This window comes from Candidatus Avedoeria danica (genome assembly GCA_016703025.1).
Taxonomy (GTDB): Bacteria; Chloroflexota; Anaerolineae; order Epilineales; family Epilineaceae; genus Avedoeria; species Avedoeria danica.
Map to the genome: position 1 here is coordinate 1 of JADJCV010000005.1, position 14,976 is coordinate 14,976.

Consider the following 14,976-nt stretch of genomic DNA (forward strand, 5'->3'; position numbering starts at 1 on the left):
CAGGCCGAGCGCGCCGCCACCGAGGCGATGAAGGCCCGGCGCGTACCACCAGCACATTCGAACGAACCGGCAGCGCCGGCAGTTACTCTACGCTTTTCGGCCCGATCCTCGCGGTCATCTTATCCGGCTGGCGTAGGCTACGCCTACTACACGTTTGAGTACGCGCGGCCCCGCGCGCCTGGCCCGTGGCCCGCGTGCCAGGCCAGGCGATCACCGCCTCCGGTGTTCAGCCAGCGGCTGCGGTACTTTCCGGCGGCAGGTGTTGAACAACGTCCGGCGGCTCGTCGGCGCCAGTCCAGACGGACGACAAGTCGTTTATCACGCAGTACGCGAACGGCCAGCGTTCGGGGTCGTGCAGTCGACGCTCGACGGCGCTGATCGACGAAGTGCTCATCCAGAAGGAAGCCGGGGCGCGCGGCGTGACCGTCGCGGACCAGGAGGTCCCGACAGGATCTGCCGCCAGCTGCAGACAAGCCACCAAGATCACGAGCCCGAGCGACGCCACGGCCACCGCCGCGGCCGCCGAATGGAGGCGTGACCGCCACCGATGCGGTGACGACGACCGACGCGATCACGACGACCGACCCGTGAGCGAGACCGTCGCGGGCGCGCCGGCGACACCGACGGTTACGGCGAAGCCCGCGTGCGAGCTGTCCGAAGTCGAGGTTCAATCGTGCGTTCGACGAAAATCTACAAGTGCGTCTGACGAGGCCGGGATGACGCGCGCCGCATGCGACAATCTGGTGCAGGATGAACCTCACCCGAAGCGCTCAGCAAAGACGATCGGCTCCGAGATCGACGATCTCGGAGCAGGTCGGGAGATCGAGTACCTGGTGTTCAACGGTTTCGGCAGCTGCCACCCGAGCACGCCGCGGCGCTCGCGGCCGCCAAATGGGGCACCTCATCAACGCCCTGCTGACCCAGTACGGCCGCGCGCCGTGGACGATGAGACCGCCAGCAGCCCGACCTCCGCGCTGACCGAGACGGTATCGGCGGACGGAGCGACCGCGACGTTCCAGGCCAGACCAGCCTCCGCCGGGAGCCACCGACGGTGACGACCGCCACCAGCGCCACGGCGTCGACGGGTGCGACGGGCGCGCTGAGCGACACCGCTGCAGCGGCACCGCCCACCCCAGCGCCCTTGCCGACGACCGCGCCGGACCCGTATGCGGTTGGCAGCGAAGAGCCCGACGGCAGAGACGTAGTACACGAAGGAGTCGATGAAGACCGAGCTCGGCTTCATCGACGCCGATATCGACAAGATCTTCGCGCTTGCCGCCGGCAAAGGCGGCGGATGCGCTCATCAGGGCAGCCAAGGCAACTATCGACCATCGTCTGAAGGACGCCGAGCGGGAACTCCCGGAGACCGAACCTCCAAGACGAAGCGCGACGGCGCGCTCAGGAATGGCTGAAGAAGACCGGACCGAGAAGTCGGCGGAGATCAGCAAGTTCCGTTGGACGTCCACACGCCGCCGGAGCCGCAGTAGGTACATCCGACGGCTTCACGGAGATCATGGGCACCGCCGACACACAGCCGCCGCTCGACGTCGCCTCGATGTTGGCCCCGCAGCAGCCGGCCAGCGCCGGCTCCGTAGCACACCAAAGCTCCGTAGCGCCAGCTCCGTAGCACGCCAGCTCCGTGGCACGCCGTTCAGACGGCGTTCCGACTGGAGCCAGCATACCCATTCGACAGGCTGGCCGACCGTCAGCCAGGCCTGTGGGACTTTCCAGTCGAGGACATCGACCCGACGCATGCCACCGCTTTGAGGGCAACGTCTGGCCCCGACTATCGCCAGCGGCTGGAGGGAACGGCGGCCGCACTGTCGGCCAGTCGGAATCGGAACGGGTCGGGGACTTCGACCATGTCCCAGACGTTCAAGAACGTGTTCTTCTATATCGCCATCGTGCTGTTCCTGTTCGTCACGTGTTATCAAAGCTGGCGCGCAGCGGCAACACGCCCAAGCCGATCGATCTGACGGCCTGGCCGACACGATCGCCGAGGGCCACGTCAACCGGATCCAGGTCGAGCAGGACCAGCAGCGGATGCTCGTGTTCCTGGACAAGGCCGAGACGCCGGCCTGGATGGTGCGCAAGGAACGCTTGATCGCCGCCCGGCGCTGCTGCTCGACATCGGCGTCGCCCCAATATCTCGACAACGACGGCAGCGACGACGCCAGATCGAGGTGTTGCCGACGCGGGTGTTTGATCGGCTGCTCGGCGTGTTCATCCAGCTCGCGCCGCCCCTGTTGTTCGGCGCACTGCTCTTCTTCCTGTTCCGACAGGCTGGGGGGCGGGACGAACCAGGCGCTGCAGTTCGGCCCGCAGTCGCGCCCGCCTGCTCACGGGCGACACGCCGATGGTCACGTTCGATGACGTGGCGGGCGATGGTTGAGGGCGGCAAGAGGTCTCGAGATCGTCGAGTTCCTGCAGGAGCCCGAGAAGTTCATCACGCCGGGGCGCGGATCCCGCGGGCGTGCTGATGGTGGGCCCGCCGGCTGCGGAACAAGACGCTACTCGCCCGGCGCGATCGCCGGCGAGGCGGGCGTGCCGTTCTTCTCGATCTCGGCTCCGAGTTCGTGGAGATGTTTGTCGGCGTGGGCGCTTCACGCGTGCGCGACCTGTTCGAGCAGGCCAAGAAGCACAGCCCGTGCATCATCTTCATCGACGAGATCGACGCCGTCGGTCGGTCCGCGGCGCCGGGCTTGGCGGCAGCCATGACGAGCGCGAGCAGACGCTGAAACCAGATCCTCGTCGGGAAATGGACGGCTTCGGCACGGACACGAACATCATCGTCATCACGGCCACAAACCGGCCGGACATCCTCGACCCGGCGCTCCCCGGGCCGCTTCGATCGCTCAGGTGATCATCGACCGCCCGGACTGAAGGGCCGCCGGCCATCCTGGCCGTCCACACGCGCGGCAAGCCGATGGCGGCGGATATCGACCTCGACGCCGTCGCGCGCCGACGCCGGGCTTCGCCGGCGCCGACCTCGAGAATCTGATCAACGAGGGCGCGATCCTGGCGCGCCGCAACAGCCGCGCGATCTACATGCCCGACGTCCAGGAAGCGATCGAGAAGATCATCGCCGCCCGAGGCGCCGCCCACGGATCATCTCGGACAAGGAACGGAAGATATCGCCTACCACGAGGCGGGCCACGCGCTCCGTGATGGACAACCTGAAGCACTTGCGACCCGGTCCACAAGATCACGATCGTCCCCCGCGGCATGGCCTTGGGCTATACGATGAACCTCCGACCCACGACCGGACGATGTTCCAGCGTTCGAAGTTCGAGGACGACATCGCCGGTCTTTTCCCGGCGGCCGCGTCGCCGAGGAGTCGGTTCGACGAGGTCGCGACGGGCGCCTCGAACGACCTCGAGCGTGTGACGCGCATCGCCCGCGACATGGTGACGCGCTACGGCATGAGCGAGACGCTCGGTCCGCTGACGTACGGTGAGCGCGAGGAGATGGTTTCCTCGGCCGCGAGATCGGCGAGCACGTGAACTACAGCCAGGACGTCGCCGAGATGATCGACGCCGAGGTCCGCCGGATCGTCACGACGGCCCACAAGCGCGCGACGGACATCAAGACGCACATCGACAAGCTCCACGCCGTCAGCAAGCGGCTGATGGAGAAGGAGACGATCGACGCGGCGGAGTTCCAGGGCCGGTGGCGTAGCGCCAACGGATCGGTGCGGGTCCATTCATCCGTCTCAACCGCTTCCCCATCCCCACCACCTCGTCCACCGCGTACCCACCGCCCGATAGAACGCCATCGCCTCGTCGTTGCCCGTACGAACCTGCAGGTTGATCTTCCGGGCAGCCGACCGCGCGCATCCGCTCCTCGACCGCCGCCAGCATCGCCCGGCTGAATCCGCGGCCGCGGCAATCGGGGCCGACGCCGACGTAGTAGAGCCAGGCGCGGTGGCGCGTCGTAGCCGGTCATGACGGTGGCGACGACGCGGCCGCCATGGGCGCCGACGAGGAACCATTCGGCCCGCACGGCCGCCTTGCGGGCGATGTCTCGACGCGGGGTCGTTCCATGGGCGCGCCAGGTCGCGAGCGCTGCCAGAGCGTGACGACGGCGTCCTCGTCGTGGCGGGAGCGAAGGGGCGGATGACGAGGTTGGCGCGCCGTAGTCCGGACCCTGTCGCCGTCCATCGTCCTTCTACCGGGCGCCTGAGACGTCGTCGTCATTGCCCCTTCGGCCAAGCGGGGCGATCGTTCCCACGATCGCCGGCATCAGCTGCGATACCGCCCGCCCGCGGTGGCTCAGCGCATTCTTCTGAGCCGGTTCGAGCTCGGCCATCGTACGCGTTCCGGCCAGCCCGCCGTCCTCGACGAGGAAGACCGGGTCGTAGCCAAACCCGCCGTCGCCGCGCGGGGCGAAGGCGATGCGTCCCTCGACGGCGCCGGCGGCGGTCGCGATCGCGCCGACCGTAGAGCCGCGGTCCGGCGTCGCCCACGCCGCCACCGACCGGAAGCGCGCCGTTCGCCGCTCCGTCGGCACGCCGTCGAGGCGCGCCAAGAGCGCCGCCACCCGGTCGCCGTCGCTGCCCGGCACCCAGCGCGCCGAGCGCACGCCCGGCTCGCCGCCGAGCGCGTCGACCTCGAGGCCCGAGTCGTCGGCCAGCGCGGGCAGTCCGGTGGCCGCAGCGAACGCGCGCGCCTTGAGGACTCGCGTTCGCCTCGAACGTCGCGCCGTTCTCGACGACATCGAGGGCAAGTCCGACATCCGGGGGCGTCACGACGAGGACGTCCAGTTCGCCCAACAGGGCGCGCAGCTCCACGGACCTTGCCGGATTCGTCGTGGCGATGAGAGCCGAACCGTCATCGCCCGTCGTCAGGGGCGGCCGGGCCGCCGGCTTGACGCTCGCCGACGCCGGGGCGCTGGCCTCACGATAGATGCCGCGCGCCGCGATGTGCGACGCCACCGCTTCCGGCACGCGCCATCGGATGGACCGGCCTGCGGCCACGCGCTGCCGGATGTCGGTGGCCGACAGATCGACGAGCGGCGCGTCGACAAGCGTCCACCGGCCGAGGAGTGACGGCATGGACGCGGTGAGGGCGGTCAACCGCACGTCGCGCTCCTCGGAAGAGGCGGCGTAGCCAGGCGGTCGACGACCGCGAGCTGGGCCAGCGCGGCGATGCCGGACGGAGCGTGCCAGTTCGGAAGGTCGAGGAAGCTGTCGAGGCCGACGACGAAGTGGAGCTCGGCGTCCGGATGGGCTGCGCTCAGCGCGCGCAACGTGTCCACCGTGAAGCTCGGCGGCGGACGGTCGAGGTCGACGTGGTCGACGGCAAGCGATCATCGCCTGCCGTGGCCGCGTCGAGCATCGCCACCCGGTCCGCGTCGGATGCGGACGGATCGTCGGGCTTGCGCGGCGAGCGCTGCGCCGGGACGAACAGCAGCCGATCGAGGTCGAGGGCCTCGACGACGGCATCGGCCGCGATCAGATGGCCGATGTGAATCGGGTCGAACGTTCCACCGAACACGCCTAGGCGGATCTTCATGGGTCGTTTGTCACCCTCCTGTCGCGGTCACAGTTTAGCGCCGGGCGGCGCCGTACGTACATGCCGAACTTGTGAACCGAGGTCCGCCGCACGTCGTTCTCTCTGCGCTCGCGCCTGCGTCGCGCGACACGCGCCGCGATCGTCCGCCCATGGAGCGCCCCGCCATGCCCACTTCTCGCCCCGCCCCGCGTTCGTGGCCGGTGCCCTCCTCGCCGTCCCGCTCATGCTGCTCACCACCGCCTGCCGTCCCGATGTCGATCCGATCGACGATCGGATCGACCATGGCGGTGCTGCCGACGATGACGCCGCTCGGCGCGACGACGCGCACGGCATCGCCCAGGTCCACGTCCCGCCCGGCACGTTTCGGATGGGCACGTCGGCCGAGCAGGCCGGGGCGCTTTCGCCGCCCGGCTGGGCGGCCAAGGAGCTGGAATCCGAGCAGCCGCAGCACGACGTGCGGCTCAGCCGCGGGTTCTGGATCGATACGTTCGAGGTGACGAACGCGGCGTTCCAGGCCTTCGTCGATGCCGGCGGCTACGCGGACGACGCGCTCTGGTCGGCCGACGGTCTGAAGTGGCTGGACACGGTCCATCGCGACGAGCTGCCCGTCGACTGCGTGCCCGATGCGCTGCCGGACCACCCGCGCGTCTGCGTCACATGGCACGAGGCCGAGGCCTACGCCCGCTGGCGCGGCGGCCGGCTGCCGACCGAGGCCGAGTGGGAGCTCGCCGCCCGGGGACCGGAGTCGCGCGTATATCCGTGGGGTGACGCCTGGGATCCGGCGAAGGCGAACGTCGTCGACAGCGACGGCCTGACGGCCGTCGGCTCCTCCTCCCGGCGGGCGCAAGCTGGGTCAGCGCGCACGACATGGCGGGCAACGCCATGGAGTGGGTGGCGGACTGGCTGGATGGCGAATACTATGCGCAGATCATCGCCGCGGCGCAGGGCGGGGAGGTCGTCGATCCGACCGGGCCGGCGACAGGGGCGATCAAGATCGAGAAGGGCGGCTGGTGGGGCAGCGACCCGTTCGTCGCGCGCTGCGTACCGGCACTTCGAGGACGGGCGATCGTACCAGGACCACCACATCGGCTTCCGGGTCGTGACGGACGACGAGCCAGCGGAGTAAGCGGTGACCGAGGAGATCGAGCCGGATCCGCCCGACTTCGACGCGCTGTGGGATCACGCCGACCCGGCTGCGACGGAAGCGCGATTCCGGGCGCTGCTGCCGGAGTTCGAGCGGGTCGCCGCGTCTGGCAGGTGTCCGGCGCGCCGTCCGGCACGCGGTCCGACCCGTCCTCGAATCTCCGTCCGGCGCCCCGTCGCGGGTGCGGCGCTCGGCCCATCTGCAACTGCTCACCCAGCTGGCGCGCACGAAGAGCCTCCAGCGCGCGTTCGACGAGGCCCATCGCATCCTCGACACCGTCGAGCCGCAACTGGACGACGCGGACGACGTGACCCGCGTGCGCTACCTGCTCGAGCGCGGCCGCGCGCTGAACTCGTCCGGCCGTCCCGGCGATGCCCGCCCGCTGTTCGTCGACGCGTTCGACCGCGCGCGCGCCTGCGGCGCCGACGGCTTCGCGGTCGATGCGGCCCACATGGTGGCGATCGTCGAGCCGCCCGACGGCGCGCTGGCGTGGAACGAGCGCGCGCTCGCCCTGGCCGAGACGTCGCCGGACCCGGCGGCGCGGCGGTGGCGCGCCTCGCTCTACAACAACCTCGGCTGGACGTACCACGCCATGGGCAACGACGCGCGCGCCCTCGATGTGTTCGAGCGCGCCGTGCCCCTCCGCGAAGCCGCCGGCAACGCGGCGACGATCCGCATCGCGCGGTGGTCCGTCGCCCGCATCCTGCGCGCCCTCGGCCGCATCGACGAGGCGCTGGCTGCCCAGCGAGCGCTGCTCGCCGACCACGAGGCGGCCGGCAGCGAGGACGGCTTCGTCCACGAGGAGCTGGCGGAGTGCCTGACCGCACGCCAGCAAGCCGACGAAGCCCGGCCGCACTTCGCCCGCGCCCACGAACTTCTATCGGCGGACACGTGGTTCGTCGCCAACGAGGGGGATCGGTTGGCGCGGTTGGTGGAGATGGCGCGCGCCGCGGGAACGTCGTCGGGCGGATAACGGACGGGCGTACCACGCCCATGATGCCGGCACCCCAACGCCGCATCCATCCCCCGCGTAGGGGCGATGCGAACGCGTCGCCCGTGACGACCGGTACGCGAAACACGTGGGTCATTCGGGATGCGGGGTGCATTGGGCGGGGATCGGGCGACGCATGCGTCGCCCCTACGCGGGGGTGGGACGGTGTGCCGTGGTCATCGCATCATGGGCGGGGATCGTTCCGCCCGTTCGGGAGGTTCTTACGCTTCGTCCGGATCGTCCTCGTCCTCATCCCCCATCTCCGCCAACAGCGCCGCGCCCCTCTGGCCGATCGCCTCGCTCTCCCAGCCGAGGCCGGACGTGGTCAGGGCGTCGCGGCTGGTGACGACGGCGGCGGCGGCGCGGTCGGGGTCGAGCCACGTGGCGGCGACGCGACGGATGTCATCGGTCGTCGTGGCCAGGATCCGGCTGCGGTAGGCGTTGATCACCGCGGGGCCGTAGCCGATGAGGTCGGCGACGAATCGGCGGCGCCCCTCGCCGGCCGGGCTCTGCGGGCGGTCGATGTCGGCGATGGCGCGCAGGACGGCCTCGCGGAGGTGGCGTTCGTCGTCCGCGATCGAGGCCAGCCAGCGGAAGCCGTCGCGCATGTCGGCGAACGTATCAGCCAGCCGCGGATCACGGTAGCTCGTCGTCGTGAAGGCGCTGAGGCTGGCGGAGTAGGCGGCCCGGGAGCCGTACGCGCCGCCCTTTTCGCGGATCCGCTGGTGGAGGTACGCGTTGCCGAGGTAACGCGCCGCCACCGAGAGCGGCGCCGCGTCGGGGTGGCTGATCGCGGGGGCGGGCAGGGCGAGCGCACAGTAGTTCACCTGGGTGGCGGTCGTGAAGGCGCGTGGCGCGGCAGGCTCGGCGCCGGGCAGCGGGGTCCGCGTGACATCGGGGCCGAGGAAGGCGGGGCGGTCGAAGTTCGACCATGTCGCCCGCGTCCGGTCCTGAACCGCCGCCTGGTCCGCCGCGTCGCCGATGATCGCGAGGCGCACCGGTCGGGCGGCGAGGCGGGCCATCAGCAGGCTCAGCTCGGCGCCGAGGGACTGGATCGCCCCCTTGTCCTTGCCGCCGCGCTCGGCCACGTCCTCGAGCCAGCGCAGCCGGCCGAGGCCGCTGAAACGGTGGTCGAGGCCGGCGCGGCCGCCGAAGCCGCGCATCGCCGCCTGCTCGGCCAGCGTGTTGCCCGTAGTTGATCCGCTGGAGCATGCCGACGACAGCCTGCTCGATGATCTCCAGCAACCGATCCGTCTCGTCGAATCGCTGCGCCCGCAGCGTCTCGGCGATCAGGCCGGCAAAGTCGGCGTACTTGCGGGCGAGGCCGTAGATCTCGAAGAAGGCGAAGCCGTTGACGACGGTCGGGTCGGCGGCGCTGTTGCGCAAATCCACCCAGGCCGAGAGGTCGCCGCAGACGGCGTGGATCAGTGCCGCCTGGCGGGTGTAATCCCGGTTGCCGACGCCCAGCTTGCCGATGGCGCCGATGAGGAGCGGCAGGAGTTCGAGATCGCGCGGGGAAAGCGGGCCAAGCGGAATCGCGGCCACCTGGTGCAGGATGCCGTTCGTGCCGGCCGTGAAGACCTCGATGCCGTCGCCGTTCGTCGTTCCCTCCGCCCAGCGCAGATCGGCCGGGATGTCGGACAGAAGGAGTTCCGGCAGGACCGAGACGTCGTCGACCTCGGCTTGGCGCTCGGCCAGCGCGGCGTCCGCGGCGCGGATCGCGTCCTGGGCGGCCGCATCCAGCTCGGCGACGCGGGCGTTGATCCGCGTCCGCTCCTCGGCGTCTTGGCGGCGGTTCCACTCGGCGTCCGGCTGGGTGACCATCAAGGCGCGGTGCGGGTTGTCCAGGAAGCGGGCACCCAGGCTGCGCGACAGCCAGCCCGGGCGAGGGCTCGGGCGCGCAGCGCCTCGAGCGCACGGTCCTGGTCCAGGTAGAGGAATGGGTCGAGGCCGAGCTGCCAAGCGTCCGTGGCGGACAGCGCGAGCTCGAGGCAGAACGGGAAGCGGTCCCCGCTGATCAGCCGGCGCTCGAGCTCCAGTTGATGGAGCGCGGCTTCGAGATCCGCCGTCGGGACGCCGTCAGCCACCAGGCGTTCGATCGTGTCCACGACGGCTTCTCGAACCGCGGGCCGTCGGCCGGGTCGAGGCCCTTGATGCCGACGCCGAACGTCCCATTCGCGCCGTAGGCCGAAGCACCGCTCGGCGCCATCGCCCGCCCGATGCCGCTCGACTCGACGGCGAGCCGGAGCGGCGCGCCGGCGTGGCCGAGAAGGAGCTGATCGATCAGCTCGAGCTCGAGGCTTTCGGTGAGGTCGCGCATGTCGCCCGTGACCCAGTTGACGGTGGCGATCGTGACGTCGCGGGCGTCCTGGCCGTCCTGGATGGGCACCGGGAACATGGCCGACGCCGGCTGGCCGTGCGGGCCCTCGGGCGCGGGCAGGACGATGGGCGCGCCGGGGCGGGCGGCCAGGTACGGAGCGAACTTGGCGTGCAGCTCGGCGACGTCGAGGTCACCGTACGTGGCGAAGCACGCGTTGGCGGCGTTGTAGTGCTCAGCGTGGAAGCGGACGAGGTCGTCGTAGTCCAGGGCGGGGATGTCGGCCGGCTCGCCGCCGGAGTTGTGGCGGTAGGGTGTGCTCGGCACGAGGATCTGGCCGGCGTGGCGGTAGAGCTGGGCATCGGCGTTGCCCATCGCACCCTTCATCTCGTTGTAGACGACGCCCTTGTACGCCCAGCCGTCGGGCGAATCGGGCTTCGCCTCCGGCCCATCCGCCGGCTCGAGCCGGAAGCCCTCCTGCGCGAAGTCCAACGGGTTGAGGGTGGGCTTGAAGACGGCATCGAGGTAGATGCTGAGCAGGTTGTCGAAGTCCTTCTTCACCTGCGAGCTGAACGGGTAGTACGTGCCGTCCGGGCCGGTCATGGCGTTCATGAACGTCTGAAGGCTGCGGCGAATCATCAAGAAGAAGGGATCCCGCACCGGGAACCGCTCGCTGCCGCACAGAACGAGGTGCTCGAGGATGTGCGGCAGGCCGGTCGAAGTCGCTCGGGATCGTCCGGAAGCTGACGCAGAACCCGCAGTGCGGGTCGGCGGCGCTCAGGTGGTAGTGGATGGCGCCGGTGGGGTGGTTCCAGGTCTGGAGGACGAGGTTGAGGTGGGGGACGGCTTTCGGCGACTGCAGGGTGAACCCGCTGGCGTCGGTGGCGCCGACCGCGATGGGAGGGGGCGGGACGGCGGGAGCGGGGACGGCGGGGGCCGGGGCGGTCGGCGTTGCGGCGGTCGGCGAGGGGGTCACGGGCGGGCTCCGTATGGGTGGGACGGGCCGGTGGGGCCGGCCCGGGCGTCGCGAGGAAGCGACCGCGGGGGCGGTCGCGGTCTTTGGTGGGCGGGGCGGTGGCGGGGAATCGTAGTGGAGGATGGGGTTGGGTTCAACAACGCTGGGGTGGGGGTGGGGTGTGACGGGGGGGGTCAGGAGGCGCTTCAGGATGTCGCGGTCTCGTCGGGGTCGTTGAAATCATCGTCGCTGAGTTTTGGCAGCGCGCTGAACGTCGCGGCCGACGAGCTGCGGTCCAGCCGCCGTCGCGAGATCGCCCGCCCGGTCGTCGTCCTCCTGTCCGACGGCAGCGCGGACGGGCGCGCGGCGGCGCTGGAGGCGCGGATGGGGCGGTTGACGCGGGGGTGGGAGGGGCTTAGACTGCCAGGGTTCCGGCGGGGGGGCGCTTGAAGTTCCTATTCCCCTTCCTTCAATTCAGTGTCAATGCAGACCGCAGGCCCGCGCGGCCGGTGTCCTTCCTGCCCCAGAGGGGTAATCCATAAACAACCTAACTGAATCATGCCCGCATTGCGGTGCAACGATGAGCGCCGATCGGCAGTTCTGCGAGCAATGCGGTACACGGCTCGCTTCGGTAGGGCGCGGCACGACGACGAAGAGCGATCCCGCGCAGCCCGCTGAACGGGTGGCCGGCAAGACGGAAGAGCCGGAAGACGCGCTGATTTGGCAGTACGACATGCCGCTGATCAACAACCGCTTCGTGATGTGGGACGCGTTCCTGGTGCTGGCGTTCGCCTTGGTCGCGGTGCAGGCCCTGCTGTTCGCAATGGGGTGGATCGTCAACGGCAAACCGATGATTCTACCGACGACAATGTGGGCGGCCATGGCCGGAGTCATCGTGGTGCTATTCCTGCTCACCGCGCTGGTGGTCTTTCAGAACCGCTTTCGATTTGCGTACCAGATTACCTCCGAAGGCGTGACGGTTGAGACCGGCCAGCGTGAGCGGAAGGTCAACCTGCTCGCCAAGGTGGTCGGCATCTTCATGGCGCTCTCCGGTCGTCCAGGTCTCCTTGGCGCTGCGTTGTTATCCGAATCTCGACAGGTAGAGGGCATCTCCTGGCAAGATGTGCGCAAGGTCACGGTTCATCCCAGGGCGCTGATGATCGCCTTGAACAACTCCTGGCGCGTCGCCTTTCGGATCTTCTGCACATCGCAGAACTACGAGACCGTCGTGGAGCGTGTTCAGGCGTACGCAGCTCAGGGAGAACGCTGGCGGATCGCCCATGAGCGGAAGCGCGCGCGCGACTGGAACCGCCTTATCGTGTGGGCTGGCCAGTCGGTCGTCGCGACCATCGCCGCGATGGCATGGCGGGAGGATCTGGTTCCATTTGCCCTGCTTGCCGGTGTCTTGGTCCTGGCGTCGGGTATGGTCGAAGGCCTGCGCCGTCGCGGGCTCGCCCTGCTGGCCACCGGCGCCGCCGGGCTCCTTCTGGGCGTCGTCGTCGTTCAGGCCCTGAGCGTGACCATCATCGTCATCGCGCGCGCTTACGGCTACGAAGACAATACCCCGCTCTTGGTCGTCACGCTGTGCGGGACAGTCTGGCTCCTCGGCATGGCCCTGGTGCGGCTCGTCGTCGCGCGGCCTGCGGCCCCCTCCAAGGGCAGTCGCTGACTGTGGGTCGGCCGTCCCTCCACCGCTGGGTGCCGGCGCTGGGCGTTTGCTTGGCTCTGCTTCTTGGCGCGCCACCGGCTTACGCCGAGGACAGCTGGCCGCGCCTGCCGAGCGACGATGAGATCGTTGCGGCGCGCAATCGCTTGGTAGAGGACCAAACCTACGAATCCCCCGCTTGCGACACCCCCTGTGCCGGCCTCGAAGGGATGGAACGGTTGGTCTGCCGCGGTCGCCAGTGCATGGATGCCTGCCTACTGGGACCCGAAAGGCGCAAGTCGGCGATGACCGAGACGGAGATCATCAAAGCCCATGATCCGAGCCAGCCACAAGTCGCGCGTTCCGCCTGGGTGTTCTTGTTGTCGACGACGACGGCAACGCTGGATGACTGCAACGGCCATCTGACCGAGGTCGTCGGGTACGCGATTTACATGCTCATGTTCGGCGACACCGGCCGCTGGCTCTTCAGCAGCGACCGACTCAACTACGGTAGCCGTCAGCAGGACGACGGTTCGCGGGCGCAGCGCGATGCCGACTTCGCATCGTATTTCGCTCCGGGGCGGCTTGTCCACGGCTTCCCCGGGCAGCCCTCCTCGCCGACGATGACGGCCGACGATTCGTACCGGATGCGCGTGACGGCGCCCGACTCGCGCCGTCCCTTACGCTTCAGCGCGCAACTCGAGCAGCTCGTCAAACCGGACTTCGGCGCCGATCCCGGCGCCGTGTCACAGTATCGCCCGGCCCCCAACACGCGGGTCGAGGTGGCCGCCTTGCGACTAAGCGGCAACGAACAGCGCCTCGCTTCCTACTTTCAGACCGAGCAGTGTCTGAATTGCCAGACCAGCGACGCGCAAGGCCGTAGCGTCCAGACTTTGGCCGATCCTAGCCAACCGATCGTGCTGTCATCCGACATCGATGGGCACGTAGCGATCGAGTTCTTCCTGGATTTCGGGGCGTTGACCCAGGCGGGAGCCCTGCGTCCTGGCGGCAGGATCAGCGTGCCCGTGCTGTTCGCCGCGCGCGCCTCGGTCGGTAGCCTGCCCGAACGTACGGTGGCCCAGGAGCAGGTCAGCGCGAATCTCGATGCTATCGGCGTGGTCGAGGCGATCACCTATGAACCGCCGACGCAAGTCCATCGGCTGACCCTTCGTCCGTTGCCCCGCCCGGCGGAAGCGCCGCTGTCCAGCTACGTCGACGATCCGGGAGCAACCGACGGTCCGCGCACGTTGGTCAAGGAAGAGCGCGTCATACTGCAGCGCCTCGGTTCTGCCGGAATTGGGGCGAGCGGTGCGACCCCCGGCCGCAGCCTCGTCACCGACGATTTCCTGCAGGTCACCGACCGGATCACCGTGAATGCGTGCGGGCTGGTCGCCGACAGGAGCCAGGATGGTCTGCCGGCGGGCGAGCCCGGGCGCATCTGGGTGAAAGTGCGCTTCTTCGACGGCTTGCGAGGCAAATTCGGCGTCAACGGGTCAGTCTGTCGGGCGGCCCTGACGATCGGCAGTTCGGGCGACGCATCCGGTTTTGGCTCTTCCGCCCGCAGATTTGTCTACTGGGCCGCTGAAAATCGGGTCGAGGCCGTGGTGAGCTGGGCGTATGCGCCCTACAAGGTCATCGCAGGTGCCCGCGAAGCGATGGGCTGGATCAGCTGGGGCCTCGGATACGAAGCTGTGTACGTGGTGCTGCAATCTGCCGTGGCGGTGGAATTCGATGCCGATGGCCGCATGCAGCTGACCACTCGCGAGGGGGACCCGGCGGTGGTCACTTCGCAGACCGATCCGGAGGGCGTCAGCGTCCCGGTCCGAATGACGGCATCTATCGGCGAGGACCTCCGACCCGAGCTGATGGAAACCGATGCCGACCGCGCAGCGCAGGCAGATGCGTGGCTGGCGAGCCTCGACGCGCCCCCCGCTGCTGATTCCGTCGACGTCGAGGGCGCGCCGATCGAACCTAGCCAGCCGCTTGAATCGGACCAGCCTTACGAGCTGGCAGGTTCCGACGCGTCGGGCTTGGACGGCGCTTGGCCCGAGTGGACCTCGAGCATCGCCATCGGCCTGGGGGTGCTCTTTATGCTGCTCTGGATGTTGCGCGGGCGCCAACGCAAGCGGACGAAGCAGCCCATCAAACAACCCACCGTGCGCACTTGTCCCGCCTGCGGGAGCGTGCTCGGCCCCAAAGCCCGGTTCTGTGGCGCGTGCGGCGTGCCGCTGCCTGGACGGCCCAAATCGCATTGACGTCAGTGGGGCGGCCACTGAACTGTCGCGGCGGGGAGGGGAGACGGGCGGCCTAAGGCCCTCACCCCCCGACCCCCTCCCGAACCCCCCCGCGCCACAGGCGCGGTGGGGACCCCGTCGACCAGTCTGGGGGAGGGGGAGGATGCTTGGCGGGGG

General features: G+C 69.4%; 15 protein-coding genes and 2 pseudogenes. 11 read left to right on the plus strand and 6 right to left on the minus strand.

Annotation, left to right across the window (positions count from 1 at the left end):
* Positions 1-587 precede the first annotated feature (587 nt).
* The 6 genes from IPG72_14455 (at position 588) to IPG72_14480 (ending at position 3,871) form a co-directional block, all read left to right on the plus strand.
* Positions 588-1,055, plus strand: a complete 468-nt coding sequence (locus IPG72_14455; protein MBK6770182.1) for a hypothetical protein — start codon at positions 588-590, stop codon at positions 1,053-1,055.
* Between the two features lie 165 nt (positions 1,056-1,220).
* Positions 1,221-1,412: a hypothetical protein gene (locus tag IPG72_14460; GenBank protein ID MBK6770183.1), complete on the plus strand. Its 192-nt coding sequence runs from the start codon at positions 1,221-1,223 to the stop codon at positions 1,410-1,412.
* Between the two features lie 1,083 nt (positions 1,413-2,495).
* A complete protein-coding gene (locus IPG72_14465; protein MBK6770184.1) occupies positions 2,496-2,738 on the plus strand; it encodes an AAA family ATPase in 243 nt (80 codons plus the stop codon).
* Positions 2,648-2,863 carry an AAA family ATPase gene (locus tag IPG72_14470; protein MBK6770185.1) on the plus strand — a complete coding sequence of 72 codons (216 nt, stop codon included), beginning with the start codon at positions 2,648-2,650 and terminating at the stop codon, positions 2,861-2,863. The genes IPG72_14465 and IPG72_14470 overlap by 91 nt, the downstream gene beginning before the upstream one ends.
* 406 nt (positions 2,864-3,269) lie before the next feature.
* Positions 3,270-3,503: a hypothetical protein gene (locus tag IPG72_14475; GenBank protein ID MBK6770186.1), complete on the plus strand. Its 234-nt coding sequence runs from the start codon at positions 3,270-3,272 to the stop codon at positions 3,501-3,503.
* A complete protein-coding gene (locus IPG72_14480; protein ID MBK6770187.1) occupies positions 3,500-3,871 on the plus strand; it encodes a hypothetical protein in 372 nt (123 codons plus the stop codon). Before IPG72_14475 ends, IPG72_14480 begins: the two co-directional genes overlap by 4 nt.
* 296 nt (positions 3,872-4,167) lie before the next feature.
* Here IPG72_14480 and IPG72_14485 read toward each other — a convergent pair.
* The 3 genes and pseudogenes from IPG72_14485 to IPG72_14495 form a co-directional block, all read right to left on the minus strand.
* Positions 4,168-4,846: pseudogene (locus tag IPG72_14485) on the minus strand (non-canonical purine NTP pyrophosphatase).
* 224 nt (positions 4,847-5,070) lie between these two features.
* The gene (locus tag IPG72_14490) at positions 5,071-5,256 is read right to left on the minus strand and encodes a hypothetical protein (GenBank protein MBK6770188.1); all 186 of its coding nucleotides are present in this window, start codon (positions 5,254-5,256) and stop codon (positions 5,071-5,073) included.
* Positions 5,235-5,513: an adenylyltransferase/cytidyltransferase family protein gene (locus IPG72_14495; GenBank protein ID MBK6770189.1), complete on the minus strand. Its 279-nt coding sequence runs from the start codon at positions 5,511-5,513 to the stop codon at positions 5,235-5,237. Before IPG72_14495 ends, IPG72_14490 begins: the two co-directional genes overlap by 22 nt.
* A 193-nt stretch (positions 5,514-5,706) precedes the next feature.
* Between IPG72_14495 and IPG72_14500 the strand changes: the two genes are divergently transcribed.
* Together IPG72_14500 and IPG72_14505 are read left to right on the plus strand one after the other, a co-directional pair.
* Positions 5,707-6,639: an SUMF1/EgtB/PvdO family nonheme iron enzyme gene (locus IPG72_14500; GenBank protein MBK6770190.1), complete on the plus strand. Its 933-nt coding sequence runs from the start codon at positions 5,707-5,709 to the stop codon at positions 6,637-6,639.
* 199 nt (positions 6,640-6,838) lie between these two features.
* The gene (locus tag IPG72_14505; GenBank protein MBK6770191.1) at positions 6,839-7,630 is read left to right on the plus strand and encodes a tetratricopeptide repeat protein; all 792 of its coding nucleotides are present in this window, start codon (positions 6,839-6,841) and stop codon (positions 7,628-7,630) included.
* A 239-nt stretch (positions 7,631-7,869) separates the two neighbouring features.
* On the opposite strand, the gene IPG72_14510 is transcribed toward IPG72_14505, so the two are convergent.
* The 3 genes and pseudogenes from IPG72_14510 to IPG72_14520 all read right to left on the minus strand — a co-directional run bounded on the left by IPG72_14510 (position 7,870) and on the right by IPG72_14520 (position 10,577).
* On the minus strand, positions 7,870-8,811 hold the full coding sequence (locus IPG72_14510; protein ID MBK6770192.1) for an insulinase family protein: 942 nt from the start codon (positions 8,809-8,811) through the stop codon (positions 7,870-7,872).
* Between the two features lie 28 nt (positions 8,812-8,839).
* Positions 8,840-9,472: pseudogene (locus IPG72_14515) on the minus strand (hypothetical protein).
* A gap of 193 nt (positions 9,473-9,665) precedes the next feature.
* On the minus strand, positions 9,666-10,577 hold the full coding sequence (locus tag IPG72_14520) for an insulinase family protein (GenBank protein ID MBK6770193.1): 912 nt from the start codon (positions 10,575-10,577) through the stop codon (positions 9,666-9,668).
* Between the two features lie 577 nt (positions 10,578-11,154).
* Here IPG72_14520 and IPG72_14525 point away from each other — a divergent pair.
* The 3 genes from IPG72_14525 (at position 11,155) to IPG72_14535 (ending at position 14,820) form a co-directional block, all read left to right on the plus strand.
* A complete protein-coding gene (locus IPG72_14525; protein ID MBK6770194.1) occupies positions 11,155-11,370 on the plus strand; it encodes a hypothetical protein in 216 nt (71 codons plus the stop codon).
* A gap of 130 nt (positions 11,371-11,500) precedes the next feature.
* Positions 11,501-12,589, plus strand: a complete 1,089-nt coding sequence (locus IPG72_14530) for a hypothetical protein (GenBank protein MBK6770195.1) — start codon at positions 11,501-11,503, stop codon at positions 12,587-12,589.
* Positions 12,590-12,870: 281 nt separating this feature from the next.
* Entirely contained in the window at positions 12,871-14,820 is a 1,950-nt protein-coding gene (locus IPG72_14535; protein MBK6770196.1) for a zinc ribbon domain-containing protein, read from the plus strand.
* The last annotated feature ends 156 nt before the right edge of the window (positions 14,821-14,976 follow it).

Bases quoted from the DNA above. Each gene is read 5' to 3' on its own strand.
- IPG72_14460 (MBK6770183.1), top strand. From the start codon at position 1,221: ATGAAGACCGAGCTCGGCTTCATCGACGCCGATATCGACAAGATCTTC.
- IPG72_14475 (MBK6770186.1), top strand. From the start codon at position 3,270: ATGTTCCAGCGTTCGAAGTTCGAGGACGACATCGCCGGTCTTTTCCCG.
- IPG72_14495 (MBK6770189.1), bottom strand. From the start codon at position 5,513: ATGAAGATCCGCCTAGGCGTGTTCGGTGGAACGTTCGACCCGATTCAC.
- IPG72_14510 (MBK6770192.1), bottom strand. From the start codon at position 8,811: ATGCGCGGCTTCGGCGGCCGCGCCGGCCTCGACCACCGTTTCAGCGGC.
- IPG72_14520 (MBK6770193.1), bottom strand. From the start codon at position 10,577: ATGAACGCCATGACCGGCCCGGACGGCACGTACTACCCGTTCAGCTCG.
- IPG72_14530 (MBK6770195.1), top strand. From the start codon at position 11,501: ATGAGCGCCGATCGGCAGTTCTGCGAGCAATGCGGTACACGGCTCGCT.
- IPG72_14535 (MBK6770196.1), top strand. From the start codon at position 12,871: ATGACCGAGACGGAGATCATCAAAGCCCATGATCCGAGCCAGCCACAA.